The sequence below is a fragment of the Uruburuella testudinis genome, from assembly GCF_022870865.1.
Taxonomy (GTDB): domain Bacteria; phylum Pseudomonadota; class Gammaproteobacteria; order Burkholderiales; family Neisseriaceae; genus Neisseria; species Neisseria testudinis.
Genome location: NZ_CP091508.1, coordinates 1,715,562 through 1,733,615 on the forward strand (window position 1 = coordinate 1,715,562; position 18,054 = coordinate 1,733,615).

General features: G+C 55.0%; 12 protein-coding genes. 8 read left to right on the forward strand and 4 right to left on the reverse strand.

The window, feature by feature from the left end; translation table 11 throughout:
- The first annotated feature begins 22 nt into the window (after positions 1-22).
- On the forward strand, positions 23-1,210 hold the full coding sequence (locus LVJ83_RS07870) for a multidrug effflux MFS transporter (protein WP_244783973.1): 1,188 nt from the start codon (positions 23-25) through the stop codon (positions 1,208-1,210).
- A gap of 66 nt (positions 1,211-1,276) precedes the next feature.
- On the opposite strand, the gene putA is transcribed toward LVJ83_RS07870, so the two are convergent.
- Both putA and lhpI read right to left on the reverse strand, forming a co-directional pair.
- Complete coding sequence (gene putA, locus LVJ83_RS07875; protein ID WP_244783974.1) at positions 1,277-4,876, reverse strand: bifunctional proline dehydrogenase/L-glutamate gamma-semialdehyde dehydrogenase PutA; 3,600 nt, start codon at positions 4,874-4,876, stop codon at positions 1,277-1,279.
- A 655-nt stretch (positions 4,877-5,531) separates the two neighbouring features.
- On the reverse strand, positions 5,532-6,461 hold the full coding sequence (lhpI, locus tag LVJ83_RS07880) for a bifunctional Delta(1)-pyrroline-2-carboxylate/Delta(1)-piperideine-2-carboxylate reductase (RefSeq protein WP_244783975.1): 930 nt from the start codon (positions 6,459-6,461) through the stop codon (positions 5,532-5,534).
- 158 nt (positions 6,462-6,619) lie between these two features.
- Between lhpI and LVJ83_RS07885 the strand changes: the two genes are divergently transcribed.
- The gene (locus LVJ83_RS07885) at positions 6,620-7,243 is read left to right on the forward strand and encodes a helix-turn-helix domain-containing protein (RefSeq protein ID WP_244783976.1); all 624 of its coding nucleotides are present in this window, start codon (positions 6,620-6,622) and stop codon (positions 7,241-7,243) included.
- Positions 7,244-7,456: 213 nt separating this feature from the next.
- Here the strand turns inward: LVJ83_RS07885 and LVJ83_RS07890 are convergent, their stop codons facing one another.
- Complete coding sequence (locus LVJ83_RS07890; protein ID WP_244783977.1) at positions 7,457-8,737, reverse strand: MFS transporter; 1,281 nt, start codon at positions 8,735-8,737, stop codon at positions 7,457-7,459.
- Positions 8,738-9,218: 481 nt separating this feature from the next.
- Between LVJ83_RS07890 and LVJ83_RS07895 the strand changes: the two genes are divergently transcribed.
- The 6 genes from LVJ83_RS07895 to LVJ83_RS07920 all read left to right on the forward strand — a co-directional run bounded on the left by LVJ83_RS07895 (position 9,219) and on the right by LVJ83_RS07920 (position 17,020).
- Positions 9,219-10,625: a DHA2 family efflux MFS transporter permease subunit gene (locus LVJ83_RS07895; RefSeq protein WP_244783978.1), complete on the forward strand. Its 1,407-nt coding sequence runs from the start codon at positions 9,219-9,221 to the stop codon at positions 10,623-10,625.
- Between the two features lie 38 nt (positions 10,626-10,663).
- A complete protein-coding gene (locus LVJ83_RS07900) occupies positions 10,664-11,473 on the forward strand; it encodes a PPK2 family polyphosphate kinase (RefSeq protein WP_244783979.1) in 810 nt (269 codons plus the stop codon).
- Between the two features lie 113 nt (positions 11,474-11,586).
- On the forward strand, positions 11,587-13,119 hold the full coding sequence (locus tag LVJ83_RS07905; protein ID WP_244783980.1) for a phospholipase D family protein: 1,533 nt from the start codon (positions 11,587-11,589) through the stop codon (positions 13,117-13,119).
- Positions 13,120-13,334: 215 nt separating this feature from the next.
- On the forward strand, positions 13,335-13,859 hold the full coding sequence (locus tag LVJ83_RS07910) for a C40 family peptidase (RefSeq protein WP_244783981.1): 525 nt from the start codon (positions 13,335-13,337) through the stop codon (positions 13,857-13,859).
- 148 nt (positions 13,860-14,007) lie between these two features.
- Complete coding sequence (locus tag LVJ83_RS07915; protein WP_244783982.1) at positions 14,008-15,204, forward strand: acetate kinase; 1,197 nt, start codon at positions 14,008-14,010, stop codon at positions 15,202-15,204.
- A gap of 514 nt (positions 15,205-15,718) precedes the next feature.
- Positions 15,719-17,020 (forward strand): aromatic acid/H+ symport family MFS transporter, encoded by a 1,302-nt coding sequence (locus tag LVJ83_RS07920; protein WP_244783983.1) that lies wholly within the window; start codon positions 15,719-15,721, stop codon positions 17,018-17,020.
- Between the two features lie 42 nt (positions 17,021-17,062).
- Here LVJ83_RS07920 and LVJ83_RS07925 read toward each other — a convergent pair whose 3' ends face one another.
- Positions 17,063-17,977, reverse strand: coding sequence for a LysR family transcriptional regulator (locus tag LVJ83_RS07925; protein WP_244783984.1), 915 nt, complete (start codon positions 17,975-17,977; stop codon positions 17,063-17,065).
- Positions 17,978-18,054: the final 77 nt, after the last annotated feature.

The window sequence follows — 18,054 nt, forward strand, 5'->3', positions numbered from 1 at the left end:
ATATTTTTGATGAATAATTTATATGAAAACAACTGCCGCACCCGACACGCTTTCTCTGATTCTGATTTTAGGCGCGCTGATGGCCTTTACCTCGCTGTCTACCGATATTTACCTGCCCGCCATGCCGCAGATGTCGGCGGATTTGCACGGCAATGCAGAATTGACGGTAACGGGCTTTCTCATCGGCTTTGCCGTTGCCCAATTATTTTGGGGGCCGGTGAGCGACCGTATCGGGCGTAAAAAGCCGTTGTTTGCCGGCATGGTGCTGTTTGCGGCAGGCTCGGTGGGCTGCGCATTATCCGACTCTATCGGCGAAATTGTGTTTTGGCGGGTGTTTCAAGCCGTGGGCGCCTGCACTGCACCAATGTTGGCGCGGGCGGTGATTCGCGATTTATATGGGCAGGCTCAAGCTGCGCAAATGCTCTCTACGCTAACGGTGGTGATGGCTGCCGCGCCGATTATCGGGCCGCTGCTCGGCGGGCAAATCATCCGCTTAACATCATGGCATGCGATTTTCTGGCTGCTGGCGCTCATCGGCGCGGCCATGCTGCCGGCGCTGCTGAAGTTGCCGGAAACCCATCCCGCCGCCAAACGCCGCCGTGAACCTTTATGGCATGCTTTCAGCCACTACGGCGAATTGTTGGCGAATAAAATATTTATGCGTTATGTGGCCTGCGTGGCGCTGTTTTATACCGCCGCTTATGCATTTATCGTCGGCTCGCCTTTTGTTTATATTGATTATTTCGGCATTGATGCGCAACACTACGGCTGGCTGTTTGCCTTGAATATTCTCGGTGTGATGGCGCTGAGCGTGATAAACCGCCGCTTGGTCAACCGTTTCAGCCTCGATCAGCTGCTGCGCGTTGCCACGACTGTGGCGGCTTTGGCCGGTTTTATCACGGCGCTTTGCGCTTACAGCGGCTTCGGCGGCATTTACGGCATCGTGCTGCCTGTGTTTGTTTTTTTCGCTACCAACGGCATTATCGCCGCCTGCGCCACCGCTGCCGCATTAAACGGTGTGCCGCATATTGCCGGCGCCGCCTCGGCTTTAATCGGTTCGCTCCAATACGGCAGCGGCATCGTTTCCTCACTGCTTCTGGCCGCCTTTGCCGACGGCACACCGCAGACGATGGCGCTGATTATCGCCGTGTTTGCAGTCGGCAGCATGATAGCGGCACAGCTGCGGCTGCGGCCGTCTGCATCGATTTAAACATGCCGCCGCAAAGCAAAGGCCGTCTGAAAGGTTTCAGACGGCCTCTCTGTTGCCTGTTAATGCCTATACTTCCGCCATCGCCATCAGGCTGGCATTGCCGCCGGCTGCGGTGGTGTTTACGCTCAGGCTGATTTCTTCAAACAACGGGAGCACATCCACACCGGCTTGCGCATCAAACACTTTGACCAGCGCGCCGCCGGCTTCGGCCAGCTGCGCTTTGATTTCAAGCGGCAAGGGTTCGAGTGCGACAACATGGGCAAGCGGCTGCGGCGGTATGCTGCGGCTGACCGCCAGCCATTCGCCGGCGTGTTCCTGCCAGATGGCGAGCGGATGTTGCGACGATACCATGACACGGATGCCGGATGCCGCCAAGCGGATTAAGGCAGCAAAAGCGGTTTCCAAATCACCGCCATACAGCCACACGCTGTACGGTGCATGCCAGCTCAAGCTGTTGCGCTCGCCGGTGGGGCCGGGCAGCAGCGCTTCGGCCCGGCGCAGGGTATGCACGCGGCTCTCGCCCATCACGGCGCTCAGGCGCACTCTGGCGGCGTGGTCAAACCCCATTTGCTGCATCAGGCCGGCCATCATGTGCAGCGCCTGTTCGTCAGCTTCGCCGTTGCGGGTGAGCGCGGGCATCTGCCATGCGGCGGCGCGGCTGAGGCGTTGCAGATAAAAGGGGCCGCCCGCTTTGGGGCCGGTGCCGCTGAGACCGTGGCCGCCGAAAGGCTGCACCCCCACCACCGCGCCGACGATATTGCGGTTAACATACACATTACCCGCTTCAATACGGCGGCAGATATGCGCCACCGTGCCGTCGATACGGCTGTGGATGCCGTGGGTCAGCGCGAATTGCTTGGCGTTGATTTGGTCGATTAAAGCATCCAGCTCGCCGGCGCGGTAACGCACCACATGCAGCACCGGGCCGAATACTTCGCGTTGCAGCTCGTTGAGGTTGTTTAATTCAAACAACACCGGTGCCACAAACGTGGCGTTTTCCGCGTCTTGCGGCAAGGCAATCTGATGAAACGATTGGGCGGCGGCTTTCATTTTTTCGATATGCGCCAACAGGTTTTGCTGCGCTTCGGCATCGATAACGGGGCCGACGTCGGTGTTGAATTGCGCCGGATTGCCCACCCGCAATTCGTTCATCGCGCCTTTAATCATCGCCAGCATATGTTCGGCCACGTCTTCCTGCACACACAGCACGCGTAAGGCGGAGCAGCGTTGGCCGGCGCTGTCGAAAGCGGAATTGAGCACATCGGCGCACACTTGCTCGGCCAAAGCGGTGCTGTCGACAATCATAGCGTTCATGCCGCCGGTTTCGGCAATCAGCACGGGATGGTCGTTGCGGCGGCTCAAATTGCGGTTAATCAGCCCGGCCACTTCGGTGGAGCCGGTGAAAATCACGCCGTTGATGCGGGTATCCTGCGTTAACGCCGCACCCACATCGCCGGCACCCGACAACAGTTGCAACACGTTTTTCGGCACACCGGCTTCATGCATCAGCTGCACGGCATAATGGGCAATCAGCGTGGTTTGCTCGGCCGGTTTGGCCAGCACCACATTGCCGGCGGCCAATGCGGCCGCCACTTCGCCGGTGAAAATCGCCAACGGGAAATTCCACGGGCTGATGGCCGCCACCGTGCCTATCGGTGCACGGTCGGCGCAGGTGGTTTCGGCTTCATCGGCATAATAGCGGCAGAAATCCACGGCTTCGCGCACTTCGGCAATGGCATTTTGCAGTGTTTTGCCTGCTTCGCGCACAGCCAACATCATCAGTACGGGCATCGCTGCTTCAAATTTGTCGGCGATACGGCGCAAAATTTCGGCACGCTCAAAAGGCGTTACCGCCGCCCATGCGCCCTCCACCGTTTTAGCTGCCGATACGGCCTCAGGCACGGCATCGGCTTTGATAAAGGCGGCTGTGCCGACAATATCGCTGAAATCGGCGGGATTGCGCACCTCATGCGCGGCGGCGGCATCGGCTTCCACCGCTGTCAGCGGCGCGGCGGCATAGCTTTGCCGGGCGGCCTCATTCATCTCGGCTTGCAGCTGCTGCAAAACAAATTCATTGCTCAAATCCAAGCCTTGTGAATTCAGACGGCCTTTACCATACAAATGGCGCGGCAGCGGCAAAGCGGCATGCATTTTGCCGCCGGCGGCCTGCGCCGCTTCCAACGGGCATTTGATTAAATCGTCGATGCTCACATTTTCATCGACAATCTGGTTGACAAACGAGGAGTTGGCGCCGTTTTCCAACAGCCGGCGCACCAAATACGCCAGCAGCGTTTCATGTGTGCCCACCGGCGCATAGATGCGGCAGCGGCGGCCGAGGTTTTGCTCACCCACCACTTGGTCGTAAAGCGTTTCGCCCATGCCGTGCAGGCATTGGTGCTCGAAATCTTTGCCCAAACCCATTTGGTAAATCGCTGCCAATGTATAGGCATTGTGGGTGGCAAATTGCGGAAACACCGCATCTTGCGCAGCCAAAAGTTTGCGCGCGCAGGCCAGATACGACACATCGGTGTGCACTTTGCGGGTGTAGACCGGATAGCCGTCAAGGCCGTCTACCTGCGCCCATTTGATTTCGCTGTCCCAATAGGCGCCTTTCACCAGGCGGATCATCAGCTTCTGATTGCTGCGGCGCGCCAGGTCGATTAAATAATCAATCACAAACGGGCAGCGCTTCTGATACGCCTGCACCACAAAACCGATGCCGTTGAAGCCGGCCAAATCGGGATCAGACACCAACGCTTCCATCAAATCGAGCGACAATTCAAGCCGGTTGGCTTCTTCGGCATCGATGTTCAAACCGATATCGTATTGTTTTGCCAGCAAAAACAATGCTTTCAGGCGCGGCAGCAGCTCGCTCATCACACGCTCGTGCTGGGCGCGGAAGTAGCGTGGGTGGATGGCCGACAGTTTGACCGAAATGCCGTTACCCTCATACACGCCCGCACCGGCGGCATCTTTGCCGATGGCATGAATGGCATTGACATAATCTTGATAATAGCGCTCGGCATCGGCTTCAGTCATGGCCGCTTCGCCCAGCATGTCGAACGAAAAGCGGTAGCCCATTTTTTCACGCTCTTTGCCGTTTTTCAGCGCTTCTTCAATGGTCTGGCCGGTCACAAACTGCTTGCCCAACAAGCGCATGGCGTAATCCACACCTTTGCGAATCAGCGGCTCGCCGCCCTTGCTGACCACGCGGGTCAGCGCCGAGCCCAGATTTTGCTGCTTGCTGCCAGGCGAAGTGAGTTTGCCGGTAATCAGCAGCCCCCAAGCGGCGGCATTCACAAATAAAGACGGGCTGTTGTTCAGATGGCTTTTCCAATCGCCGCCGGATAATTTATCTTGAATCAGCTTGTTGCGCGTTGCCACATCGGGAATGCGCAGCAGCGCTTCGGCCAAACACATCAGCGCCACACCCTCTTCGCTGGATAGGGAAAACTCATGCATCAGCGCATCCACACCGCTGGCCTTGCTGCGGCTCGCGCGCACTTGGGTAACCAGGCGGCGGGCGAGTTTGCCGGCTTCGGCCTTCTCGGCCGCGCTCATCTCGGCCTGCAGCAGCATATCGGCCACCGCTTCCGCTTCATCACGGCGGTAGGCGGCGGTAATGGCATTGCGCCATTCGGTTTGGGAATGGGAAAAGTCAAACATATTATCCTCTGCAATATTGATGAAGAGCCGCTTGGGTGTCCTGACGTCGTTTATGAGGTTTTTGGCGCCTGAAAATGCAGATACCGGGTAAAAAACGCAGCAAGGTTCAATATCTTGCGAGGCTTTTTAACGCAGCAGATGCGTTTTCAGGGGCAAAATACCCTTAAATCGAATGGTCAGGATAGCCTAGAGGGCAACCGCTGTTCACGAGCAGATTTCCGCGCCCGAAAATGCAGATGCCAAGCAACTCCGACAGTTTTTATTGAATGCCGCCATATGTGTTTCAAACAGGCTTTTGCAGCACAACACTTTTGATGCCGTCTGAAAACAACATATATCGGCTTATATATTACACTTATTAACACAATAATAACATTATTACGTGTATCAGAATGGCGTATCAGCGCTTTGCAAACATTCAAAAAAGCAAACCGATAAGGCAATCAAGCATTCGGGCTGGGGTTTCAAACAGACATCAGGCCGTCTGAAAGCTCGGTTTAGAGTTGTCCTGACCATTCGATTTAAGGGTATTTTGCCCCTGAAAACGCATCTGCTGCGTTAAAAAAACCTTGCAAGATATTGAACCTTGCTGCGTTTTTTACCCGGCATCTGCATTTTCAGGCGCCAAAAACCTCATAAACGACGTCAGGACACCCTAGCCCTGATAAACCAACACCGCAGCCGCCAAATCTTCCGAAGCGGCGCCCACAGCCTTATAAACCGTGATTTCATCGGCCGCCGTCCGCCCCGGGTGCCGGCCTTGGCACAAACCTTCCAAATCAGACAACACCTGCTCGCGGGCAAACTCCCCCGCTGCCATCGGCGACAATAAATCTCCGGCTTTATCCAGTGCCTCATCGGTATCGACAAACACCGATGTGCCGGCAAACATCGCATCATCCGATTCGCGCATATCCGGTTTGAAACTGCCGATTAAGTCGATATGCGTGCCTTTTTGCACCCATTCGCGCAACACCAGCGGCGCGGTGGAGAGCGTGGCGCAGCTCACGATATCGCTGTCGCGCACCGCCGCTTCCAAATCTGTTACCGCCTCGGCATCAAAGCCCTGCTGTTTCAAATCACCGGCCAGACGGTGTGCTTTATCCGCATCGATATTCCAAATACGCACTTTGCCGATATTCCGAACCGCCGCATAAGCAGGGGCGATTTCGCGCGCCACATTGCCCGCCCCCACAATCAGCAGATTGCGGGCATCTTCACGCGCCAAATATTTGGCGGCAAGCGCTGAAGCGGCGGCGGTGCGGCGACAGGTAATCTGATTGCCGTCCATCACCGCCACCGGCACACCGTTTTGCGCATCAAACAAGGTATAAGTTGAATGCAGCCCGGGCAGGCCGTGTCTTTTGCCGTTATCGGGATAAATGGTGACATGCTTGATGCCCATAAATTTATTTTTCTGCCAGGCCGGCATAATCAGCAGCGTTGCGGCCGCATCATCGCCGTCAACGGCATGAATATGGCGGCGCGGCACCACGCAGCCTGCAATAAAAATCTGCCGTATCGATTCAATTAAAGCCGGATAAGGCAGGCGCTCGCCGGTGGCCTGGTAATCAAAAATTTTCATCGTTTGCTCCTCTGTCGAAATCTGGTCTCCAAACCTGAATTATACTATATGAAATAGATTTTCCTATACGAAAATTCATAATTAAATCTGCTTGTGATAAAATCAACCGCCCAAACACACCGCCTCCGCCCTGCTGCCGCACAGCGCGGCGCAAAACCATGATGAATACAAACCATAGCGGCCCTGCCGCCGAAAACAACAGCCTTTTTTTAGCCGCCCAAGTGCATTATCTGCGCAAAAAAGCAGATTTGACCTTGCAGCAATTAAGCCAAAAAAGCGGCATTTCCGTTTCGACCCTGTCTAAAATCGAAAAAGGGCAGTTATCGCCCACCTACGAAAAAATCGTGGCGCTTGCCCGCGGCTTAAACGTGCCCATCGCTGCCCTTTTCCATGAAGAAAGCAACAACACCCCCAACGGCCGCCTGGCCGTTACCCGCGCCGGCACCGCCAGAATACACAGCACCCGGCAATACGATTATCAGGCACTGTGCGCCGATTTGAGCAACAAGCGTTTTGTGCCGCTGCTGACCACCATCAAAGCCCGCAGTATCCGCGAATTCCCCGCACTGCTGCAACACGAAGGCGAAGAGTTTATTTATGTTTTGGAAGGCCGGGTTACCGTACACACCGATTTCTACCAGCCCATCATCCTTGAAAGCGGCGATGCCTGCTATTTCGACAGCACCATGGGGCATGCCTGCGTGGCCGGGGAAAACGATGCCCGGGTGTTGTGGGTGTCGTCTCACTTGGCGCAAAACCCGCCCGCCGCCGACGGCAATTAAACAACGGTATTTTTTAAACCGATTCAATGGCTTGGCAAATCACGGTAATAATTAAGCAACCGGATCTATCCATCAAACAGAGGCCGTCTGAAACATTTCAGACGGCCTCTGTTTGATGGAAAACCCATCGACAACACATTCAATATCTTAACGAAAAACTCCCGCCATCCGCTGTTTTGAAACGTATGCCGGGAATATTGCCGCAGCAGCGGTTTATTCGTCCAACTGCAAGCCCGAGCGCTCGCGCACCGCAGCAATGGCCGCCAGCGACACCAGCCCGGTAAAGATGATATAGCAGGCAATCGGCACATAAGAATGATCAAAACGGGTCAGCAGAAACGTGGCCACCAAAGGCGCTGTGCCGCCGGCAATGGCCGCACCGATCTGATAGCCCAACGTGATGCCGGTGTAGCGCACATTGCTTTTGAAAATCTCAGAAAACATTGTGCCCAACACCGCTGTGGTCGGCGCCCAAATCACACCCAAGCCGATAACCGTGGCCAAAATCAGCATGCCGAACGAGCGGGTTTGCAGCAACCAGAAATAAGGAAACGCATAAGCCATCATCATCAGCACCCCGCCGATATACACGGTTTTGCGGCCGATTTTATCGGAAAGCGCACCCATCACCGGAATCAACACCGTGGTCACAATCGTCGCCACCGTTACCGCATTCAGCGCCTGTGTGCGGCTGAAATCCAGCTCTTTGGTGGCGTAATACACGATAAAAGTCGACATAATATAAAACGGCGCGGTTTCTACAAATTTCGCCCCCACCGCAATCAATACCTCGCGCTTGTGGTGTTTGAATGTTTCAAACAAAGGCACCGCCACCACATTGCCGCTTTGCTGGTTTTTCTTAAACGACGGCGTTTCATCAATGCCTTTACGTATCCACAAACCGATAAACACCAAAACCGCGCTCAACACAAACGGCACCCGCCAGCCCCACGATAAAAACACATCATCCGGCAACATGCTCATCACCGTCAGCGCCAAGGTGGCCAACAGCATGCCGATGGTCACGCCCATTTGCGGCACGCTGCCGAAAAAGCCGCGCCGCTCTTTCGGCGCATATTCCACCGCCAACAGCATCGCACCGCCCCATTCGCCGCCGATGCCCAGACCTTGCACCAGCCGCAGCGCCACCATCAGAATCGGCGCAGCAATGCCGATGGCCTGATACGTGGGCAACAGGCCCATCAATACTGTGGCACCGCCCATCAGGCTTAAGGTGAGCACCAACGTTTTCTTGCGGCCGATTTTATCGCCGATATGGCTGAAAATAATGCCGCCGAAAGGCCGTATGAAAAAAGACAGGGCAAAAGAAGCGAATGCCAGCATGGTGCCCACAGCCGGATCTTCGGCAGGAAAAAACAATTGATTAAACACCAATGCCGCCACCGTGCCGTAAAGAAAATAATCAAACCACTCGATCGAGCTGCCGATCAGGCTGGCCAGCAACACCCGCTTCGATACTTTATTTGTATTCATTCTGCTTCCTCTATTGATTTTATTTAAAATGTGTAATTATTGTATAAGAGATTTAATTTTCTTAAAAGAAAATTATGAAGAATAAACTATAAATTCATGACTGATGCCGGATTATAGGCAACAAAAATTAAGTTATCCGGCAATGTTCGCTCGGTGTGGCAGCACCCTGTTCCTTTCCCGTTGCAACGGAAAATTAGGGCGGGGGCAACGCCGCGAAGCACTATAGTGATGCATCATCTTGGTTTGCTCTTTGTGATGCATTTATTTGTGTTTTATACCCATTCATAAAAATAACCCAACCGCGTTGGCCTGTTTTGCCCGCTTAACTTTTGCGAATGGATATGATGACCCTATTCGCTTTTAACGATGATTAAAACGGTTTTTCAGACGGCCGCAACAATACCGCGTACAATAAACCCAGCCTATGGCTGCCGCCGGCAGCGTTCAGACGGCCTTTTTATCCTTCGCCCTGCATAAACACATGAATACACAAGCCCCTGCCTCCCCGCCCTCACGCTGGTTGCCGCTGCTGTTGGCCGTTGCCATTTTCATGCAGATGCTCGACACCACCATTTTAAATACCGCCCTGCCGAAAATGGCGGCCGATCTCAACGAGTCGCCGCTCAATATGCAATCGGCGGTGATTGCCTATGCGCTCACACTGGCGCTGCTGATTCCCCTGAGCGGCTATCTGGTCGACCGCTTCGGCACCAAAAAAGTATTTATCGCCTCGATGGCGCTGTTTATGCTCGGTTCGGCCATGTGCGCCGCAGCGCCGAATCTGCCGATGCTGATTGTGGCGCGGGTGGTGCAAGGCATCGGCGGCTCGATGCTGGTGCCGGTGCCGCGGCTGACACTCTTGCGGGTATACGATAAATCACAACTGCTCAACGCCATCAACTATGCCGTCATGCCCGCCCTGCTCGGCCCGATACTGGGGCCGCTGGTAGGCGGTTATTTGGTCGACTATGCCAGCTGGCACTGGATCTTTCTGCTCAATCTGCCCATCGGTGCGCTCGGCATGTTTATGGCGCTGAAAATCATGCCCGATGTCAAAGGCGAAAAAAACCAGCTTGATTTAGTCGGCTTTGTGCTGTTTGCCGCAGGCGCCACCGCCCTGAGCCTGTCGGTAGAAATGGTCACCCATCCGGGCGCCGCTATATTTTCATTGCTGCTGGCGGCCGGCAGCGGTGCGGCGGCATGGCTGTATTGGAAACACGCCGACCGCGATGATGCGCCCTTATATGCGCGCAATCTTTTTCAAGTGCGCACCTACCGGCTGGGCTTGGCCGGCAATTTGTTCAGCCGCCTGGGCATGAGCTCGGTACCCTTCCTGCTGCCGCTGCTGTTTCAGGTGGCCTTTGGTTTCAGCGCCAGCCTGTCGGGCTGGCTGATTGCGCCGATTGCACTGGCTTCGCTGCTGACCAAGCCCGTGATTAAGCCCATCATCGCCCATTTCGGCTACCGCCGCGTGTTGGTTGCCAACACCCGCATACTGGGCATCTTGATTATGTGTTTGGCTATTCCTTCTGCCGATACGCCCTTATGGCTGTGGATGATTCTGCTGCTCTTTATCGGCACCAGCAATTCATTGCAGTTTTCCGCCATGAACACGCTGACCATTGCCGATTTGCGCCCTTACCAAACCGGCAGCGGCAACAGCCTGATGGCCGTCAACCAGCAGCTGGCCATCAGCTTCGGCATTGCCCTGGGCGCGCTGATTCTGAATTTTTTAAGCAAAAGCAGCATCGGCACCGCCAATCTGCACAGCGCCTTTCGCTACACGTTTATCTATATCGGCGCGGTCACCTTTATTTCCGGCTGGATTTTTACCGGACTGCACGGCAGTGACGGTGAAAATCTGGTGAAAAAACCACCGAAAACCTGATACTTGATAAAACCTGATACTTGATAAGGAGCGCATTCATGTCGTTTACCCGCAAATACCGTGCCGACAGCCAAGCTTTCGATTTGAGCCGCCACAACCCGGCCGACAAATCCGACGTGCCCGACAGCAAAGCCGAACGCCGTGCCGCAACCGAAACCTTAAGCATCGAGCTTGACCGTCTGCAAGACATCCTCTACGGCCAAAACAAACACCGGCTGCTGATTATTCTGCAAGGCATGGATACCTCCGGCAAAGACGGCACCATCCGCGCCGTGTTCCGTGCCGCCGACCCGCTGGGCATGCGCGTGCAGGCATTCAAAGCCCCAAGCGAAGACGAAAAAGCGCGCGATTATTTATGGCGTATCCATCAAGTGGTGCCGAAAAACGGCGAAATCGTGATTTTCAACCGCAGCCATTATGAAGACGTATTGGTGCCGCAGGTGCGCGGCTGGATTGATGAAGCCGAATTTAAACGCCGCCTGCGCCACATCAACAATTTCGAACGCATGCTGGCCGAAACCGGCACCACCATTGTCAAAATCTACCTCAATATTTCCAAAGAAGCGCAGCGCGAAAGGCTGCAAGAGCGCATCGACCGCCCTGAGAAAAACTGGAAATTCAACCCCGGCGATATCGAAGACCGCAAACTTTGGGGCAGCTTTATGCAAACCTACCAAACCGTGATAGCCGCCACCGACAGCGACCACGCCCCCTGGTATATCGTGCCTGCCGATTCCAAATCATCGCGCAACGTGATTATCGTGAACATTCTGCTCGAACATTTGAAAAAACTCGATTTGGCCTATCCCGAAGCCGATACTTCCGGCTGGCCGGAAACGGTGGAATAAACAAAAAATTTTCAGACGGCCTCTATACTCCAAACCCTTCAATCCGATGAAAACATAACAGCATAACAGTATATAATCCGAAGGCCGTCTGAAACCCGCACGCCCGACAACACATGAACCGCATCCTCATCCGTCTGCTTCTGCCCGCCCTGCTTGCCGGCTGCCAAACCCTGCCCACGCTCGACAACCGCAGCGTGAGCCGCTATATCGACATCGCCTCCGCGCCCCGGCTCGAAGCCGCATTAAAACCGGCCGTACCCGACACAGCCGACACGCCCGCCGGCACATCGGGCATTTATCTGCTCGGTGATGCCCACGATGCCTTTGTCGCGCGCGCCACCTTGATCGAATCGGCCGACCACACCCTCGATTTGCAATACTATATCTGGCACAACGACGTATCCGGCAAACTGCTGTTCAACATGCTCTACCGCGCCGCCGACCGCGGCGTGCGCGTGCGCCTGCTGCTCGACGACAACAACACCAACGGGCTAGACAACGTATTGGCCGCGCTCGACAGCCATGCCAATATCGAAATCCGCCTGTTCAACCCCTTTATCACCCGCAAATGGCGCGCGCTGGGCTACCTCACCGACTTTCCCCGCCTCAACCGGCGCATGCACAACAAATCGCTCACCGCCGACAACAAAGCCACCATCATCGGCGGGCGCAACATCGGCGACGAATATTTCAACGTCAGCCAAGACACCGCCTTTGCCGATCTCGATATTCTCGCCACCGGCAGCGTAGTCAGCCAAGTATCACAAGATTTCGACCGCTACTGGGCCAGCCAGTCGGCCTACCCGCTGGCGCGCATCATCACAAAAGTCGATATTCAAACAGGCTTTAACCAGCTTGCCGGCAACGACAGCAGCAAAGCCCACATCCTCGCCCGCTACCGCCGCGATCTGGAACAATCCGGCCTCTACCACGCCATCGAAACCAACCAAGTGCCGTGGACACAAGCACAAACCCAGCTCATCAGCGACGACCCCGCCAAAGGTCTTGACCGCAGCCGCGACAAACCCTCGATCGGCGAAAAACTGTCTGAAGCCTTAGGCATGCCCGAAAAAGAAATCTACCTGGTTTCCCCCTATTTCGTGCCCACCAAAGAAGGCAGCAAAGCCCTGGCCGAGCTGGTGCAGGAAGACATCGGCGTTACCGTGCTCACCAACTCCCTGCAAGCCACCGATGTGGCCGCCGTGCATTCGGGCTATGCCAAATACCGCAAGCCGCTGCTCAAAGCCGGCGTAGCCCTTTACGAGCTCAAGCCCAACCACGCCGTGCCCGCCAGCCGCGACCGCGGCCTCACCGGCAGCTCCTCCACCAGCCTGCACGCCAAAACCTTTATCGTCGACCAAGAGCGCGTGTTTATCGGCTCACTCAACCTCGACCCGCGCTCGGCACGCCTCAACACCGAAATGGGCGTAGTGATTAAAAGCCCCGAAATCGCCGCCGCCATGCAGCGCACACTTGCCGACACCACACCGCAATACGCCTATAAAGTTACCCTCAACCGCCGCGGCAAACTACAATGGCAAGACCCCGAAAGCGGCGAAACCCTCAAAAAAGAACCGGAAGCCGGCTTTTGGAAACGCCTGACCGTGAAAATATTATCCATATTGCCGATCGAAGGCTTGCTATAGCCCGGCCGTGCCATGGATTCTCAAATCCGACATTTTTCAAACGGCTGAAAACTTCACGGCAAACCCAAGCATTCTTTTCAGACGGCCTTTTTTCTTTTATATTTATATTCAAACCTTCAGATTTTTTGTGATAAAGCACAGATGCCAAAAGCAAAAATCCCCTCGCCAACAGCACATCATGCCCCCAACCCGACAGCCGTCTGAAAGAAACCCGTATGAATAATCTGCTCAAAGCCGCCCTACTCGCCGCCCCCTTAAGCCTGCTCGCCGCCTGCGGCAGCAGCCACAAAAGCCAACCGAAAGCCTCATCGGCTCAAGCGCGTAAAATACAGCCCGTGCGCATCACCCATATCGACCGCGATCTCGGTGCGCAAGAATTGATGCTGCAAAGCATCAGCCTGATCGGCACGCCCTACAAATACGGCGGCAGCAACACCGCTACCGGTTTCGATTGCAGCGGCATGATTCAATATGTTTATCAAAACGCATTGGGCGTCAGCCTGCCCCGCACCGCCCGCGACATGGCCGCCGCCTCACGGCCGATTGCCCAAAGCCGTCTGAAAACCGGCGATTTGGTGTTTTTCAACACCGGCGGCAGCAGCAAATATTCACACGTCGGGCTTTATATCGGCAACGGCGAATTCATCCACGCCCCTTCCAGCAACGGCACCATCCGCACCGAAAAACTCAGCAGCAGCTATTTTTCCAAACGCTTTGTCGGCGCGCATACTTTTTTCTGAACCCCAAAAGCGGCAAAATATACCCGTATCGAATTGTCAGAATGCCCTTACACCTGCGGCAAACTTTGGGTAGAATGCACATCTGTGCAACACCAACCGCGCCTTCGCAGCAAACACGCAAAGGCCGTCTGAAAACTTAGGAGTTCTCATGTCAAACAAACTGATTCTGGTATTAAACTGCGGCAGCTCTTCGCTCAAAGGCGCCGTTTTGGATAACGACAGCGGCGAAGTGCTGCTGAGCTGCCTGGCCGAAAAACTCAACCTGCCCGATGCCTTCATCACCTTCAAAGCCAACGGCGAAAAACACACCACCTCGCTGGCCGAACACCCCGACCACACCGGCGCCGTCGAAGCCCTGATGGTCGAATTGCGCGCCCACGGCCTCGATTCCAAAATCGGCGCCATCGGCCACCGCGTGGTCAGCGGCGGCGAGCTTTACAGCGAATCGATTGTGGTAGACGATGATGTTATTGCCGGCATTGAAAAATGCATTCCGCTGGCACCGCTGCACAACCCCGCCCACCTGCTGGGCTTGCGCGCCGCCATCGATATTTTCAAAGGCCTGCCCAACGTGGTTGTGTTCGACACCGCCTTTCACCAAACCATGCCCGAACACGCCTACACCTACGCCGTGCCGCACGAGCTCTACACCAAATACGGCCTGCGCCGCTACGGCGCACACGGCACCAGCTACCGCTTTGTGGCCGATGAAACCGCCCGCTTTTTGGGCGAAGACAAACAATCATTGCGCATGGTCATCGCCCATCTGGGCAACGGCGCCTCTATCGCCGCCGTATCCGAAGGCAAATGCCAAGACACCAGCATGGGCTTAACACCGCTCGAAGGCTTGGTAATGGGCACCCGCAGCGGCGACATCGACCCGAGCGTGTTTTCATTTTTAGCGCAAAATGCCAATATGAACATCACCCAAATCACCGACATGCTCAACAAAAAATCCGGCCTGCTCGGCATTTCCGGCCTTTCCAACGACTGCCGCACCATTGAAGAAGAAGCCGGCAAAGGCCACAAAGGCGCACAACTGGCGCTGGAAATTTTCGCCTACCGCCTTGCCAAATACGTTGCCAGCATGAGCGTGGCTTCAGGCGGCATTGATGCCCTGGTGTTTACCGGCGGCATCGGCGAAAACTCCAACCTCATCCGCAGCAAAGTCATCGGCTATCTGGGCTTCCTCGGTCTCACCGAAGATGCCAAAGCCAACGAAGATGCACGTTTCGGCAACGCCGGCGTGATTACCACCGCCGAGAGCAAAGTCAAAGCCGTGGTGATTCCCACCAACGAAGAATTGATGATCGCCCACGATACCGCCCGCCTGACCGGCCTGTAAACTGCGCCGGTTCACAACAAAGCCCTGCTAGTCGGCAGGGCTTTTTTTATCGGTGTGGCGCAACACCGATTTACAAAAATAACCTAACAGCGTTGGTATTCTTCTGCACACACGCAAGGCCGTCTGAAAGTATTTTTTTCAGACGGCCTTTACATACACAGGGCTTTCGCAAGCAGAACTTATGTATATATCATGCAAGCCGGATTCCCGAATCCGACATTTTTCAGACGGCCAAAATCATTTAGAATATTCAACCACTTGAGGAAACAGCATGCCATAACACCAACCGAATGGTGAATGCAGGTGCAGCCGTTTAAAATCATACATTCTTTCAAAGCAAAGGCCGTCTGAAATATTTTCAGACGGCCTTTGCTTTGCCCTGCCTAGGGCATCCTAGCTTCCTCCATACCTTTTATGTATGAAATACAACTCATTCGGTCTTAGACAATACCTTTGCGTGCATATATCGTGTATCGGGTATCAATACATAAGATAACAACAAAGGAGCAGCAGCATGAACCGCATTCAAGTAGACGAGGTTATCGATCGGGCGAAGGTTTCGCCGTTTCATTGGCGGATATTGTTTTGGTGTACGCTGATTATTGTTTTCGATGGCTATGATTTGGTGATTTATGGTGTGGTATTGCCGATTTTGATGCAGCAATGGCAGTTGGATCCGGTCACCGCGGGGGCATTGGGCAGCACGGCCTTGTTCGGCATGATGGTGGGGGCTATGCTGTTGGGCACGTTGGCCGACCGCTTCGGGCGCAAGAAGATGATTGTGCTGTGTGTGATTCTGTTCAGCGGCTTTACCGCCCTCAATGGTTTGGCGCAAACGCCGCTGCAATTCGGCATCATGCGCTTTATTGCCGGCTTGGGCATCGGCGGAGTGATGCCGAATGTGGTGGCGCTGATGAGCGAATATGCGCCCCGCCGCATCCGCAGCACGCTGGTGGCGGTGATGTTCAGCGGCTATGCCATCGGCGGCATGATGTCGGCTTCGCTGGGCATTTGGATTGTGCCGCAATTCGGCTGGCAGGTGATGTTTTATCTGGCGGTTATCCCGTTGTTGCTGCTGCCGGTGATTTGGTCGCAATTGCCTGATTCTGTAGCCTTTTTGGTGCAACAGGGCAAAACCGATACCGCGCGCCGGGTGTTGCGCTCGCTCAGCGGCCAAGCGATTGCCGATGATGCGGTGTTAACAGTGCATCAGCCGCAAAAAACCGAGCAATCGTTGGGCGCTTTATTCAGCCACAACCGTGCGTTGAGTACTTTAATGTTTTTTCAGGCTTTTTTTATGTGCCTGCTGATGGTATACGGTTTGGGGTCGTGGCTGCCGAAGCTGATGAGCATGGCGGGCTACGGCTTCAGCTCCAGCCTGATGTTTCTGCTGTTTTTGAATATCGGCGGCATTATCGGCGCCATCGGCGGCGGTTGGCTTTCCGACCGTTTCCACCCGCGCCCGGTGTTGATGCTGTTTTTTACGCTGGCTGCGGTTTCGCTGGCGCTGCTCGGTTTTAAAAACCATGTGGCGGTATTGTATCTACTGGTCACGGTGGCCGGGGCAACCACCATCGGTTCGCAAATTCTGCTCTATGCTTATGTGGCGCAGTTTTACCCTACAGCCATCCGCTCGACTGCATTGGGCTGGTCTTCGGGCGTGGGGCGTATCGGCGCAATTTTGGGGCCGGTGTTGGGCGGCGCACTGTTGGCGATGCAGCTTTCCCATCAGATGAATTTTCTGGCCTTTGTGATTCCGGGTGCGCTGGCTGTTATCGCCATTATGCTGACGGCCGGACGTAAAGAGGCCGTCTGATACCATTCACAAAAACAGCCTGCTTGCAGGCTGTTTGATTGTTCACACGTTCTCACGCGTATAAGCGATACCGGCCTTGTCATACAGCGAATAAATAATTTCCAATAATTTGTGCAGGTTTTCCGAATGGTCGTGCTGGCGCATGCTCATGATGATGGGCGATACGGCGTTGGGGTCATTCAGCGGCATAAAATGAATATCGTTGCGCAACATGCCGTAAAGGCTGTTGGGCACAATGCTGATGCCCTCGCCCGCTGCCACCAGCCCCAAGGCAATCTGCAATTCGCGCACTTCGATAATCCGCTCCGGCTTCAGCGAGCGGTCGGCAAAAATGCTCAATACTTGGTCGGCAAAGCTCGGGCGCGGTTTGTTGGGAAAAATAATCAGCGGTTCGTCAACCACATCGGCCAGATTCAGCGCTTCAACGCTGCCCGCAAGCCTGTGCCCCGGCGGCAGCGCCACCACCAGCTTTTCTGTGCGCAAAATAATGCGCCGCACCAGCGAATCTTCTATTCTCAAGCGGCCGAAACCCACATCGATCCGGCCCTCTTTCAACGCGCTGATTTGCTCGGTGGTGCTCATTTCATGCAGCGTAATCGGTATGTCGGGGTATTGCTGCCGCCAGCTGTAGATGATGCGCGGCAGCATGCCGTAGAGTGTCGATGCCACAAAACCGGCCACCAGATTCTGCTCAACGTGGCTGATGCGCTGCGTCATCGATTTCAAATCCGCCGCTTTGGCCAGCAGCTGTTGGGCATGGCCGTAGAAAAACTGCCCGGCTTCGGTCAGCTTGAGCGGGCGAGAGCCGCGTTCAAACAACTGCACCCCCAACTCTTCTTCCAACTGTTGGATTTGGCGGCTCAGCGGCGGCTGGGCGATAAATAATTTTTCGGCGGCGCGGGTAAAACTCTGCTGTTCGGCCACGGCCACAAAATAGCGCAGGTGTCGAAGCTCCATATCATACCTTTTAAGTATTAAATTGATACCAAATCGGTTTTAGACAAGCAATATGGCCTGTAGTAAGGTGTAATCAC

Bases quoted from the DNA above. Each gene is read 5' to 3' on its own strand.
- LVJ83_RS07870 (WP_244783973.1), top strand. From the start codon at position 23: ATGAAAACAACTGCCGCACCCGACACGCTTTCTCTGATTCTGATTTTA.
- LVJ83_RS07890 (WP_244783977.1), bottom strand. From the start codon at position 8,737: ATGAATACAAATAAAGTATCGAAGCGGGTGTTGCTGGCCAGCCTGATC.
- lhpI (WP_244783975.1), bottom strand. From the start codon at position 6,461: ATGAAAATTTTTGATTACCAGGCCACCGGCGAGCGCCTGCCTTATCCG.
- LVJ83_RS07885 (WP_244783976.1), top strand. From the start codon at position 6,620: ATGATGAATACAAACCATAGCGGCCCTGCCGCCGAAAACAACAGCCTT.
- putA (WP_244783974.1), bottom strand. From the start codon at position 4,876: ATGTTTGACTTTTCCCATTCCCAAACCGAATGGCGCAATGCCATTACC.
- LVJ83_RS07900 (WP_244783979.1), top strand. From the start codon at position 10,664: ATGTCGTTTACCCGCAAATACCGTGCCGACAGCCAAGCTTTCGATTTG.
- LVJ83_RS07920 (WP_244783983.1), top strand. From the start codon at position 15,719: ATGAACCGCATTCAAGTAGACGAGGTTATCGATCGGGCGAAGGTTTCG.
- LVJ83_RS07910 (WP_244783981.1), top strand. From the start codon at position 13,335: ATGAATAATCTGCTCAAAGCCGCCCTACTCGCCGCCCCCTTAAGCCTG.
- LVJ83_RS07895 (WP_244783978.1), top strand. From the start codon at position 9,219: ATGAATACACAAGCCCCTGCCTCCCCGCCCTCACGCTGGTTGCCGCTG.
- LVJ83_RS07905 (WP_244783980.1), top strand. From the start codon at position 11,587: ATGAACCGCATCCTCATCCGTCTGCTTCTGCCCGCCCTGCTTGCCGGC.
- LVJ83_RS07925 (WP_244783984.1), bottom strand. From the start codon at position 17,977: ATGGAGCTTCGACACCTGCGCTATTTTGTGGCCGTGGCCGAACAGCAG.
- LVJ83_RS07915 (WP_244783982.1), top strand. From the start codon at position 14,008: ATGTCAAACAAACTGATTCTGGTATTAAACTGCGGCAGCTCTTCGCTC.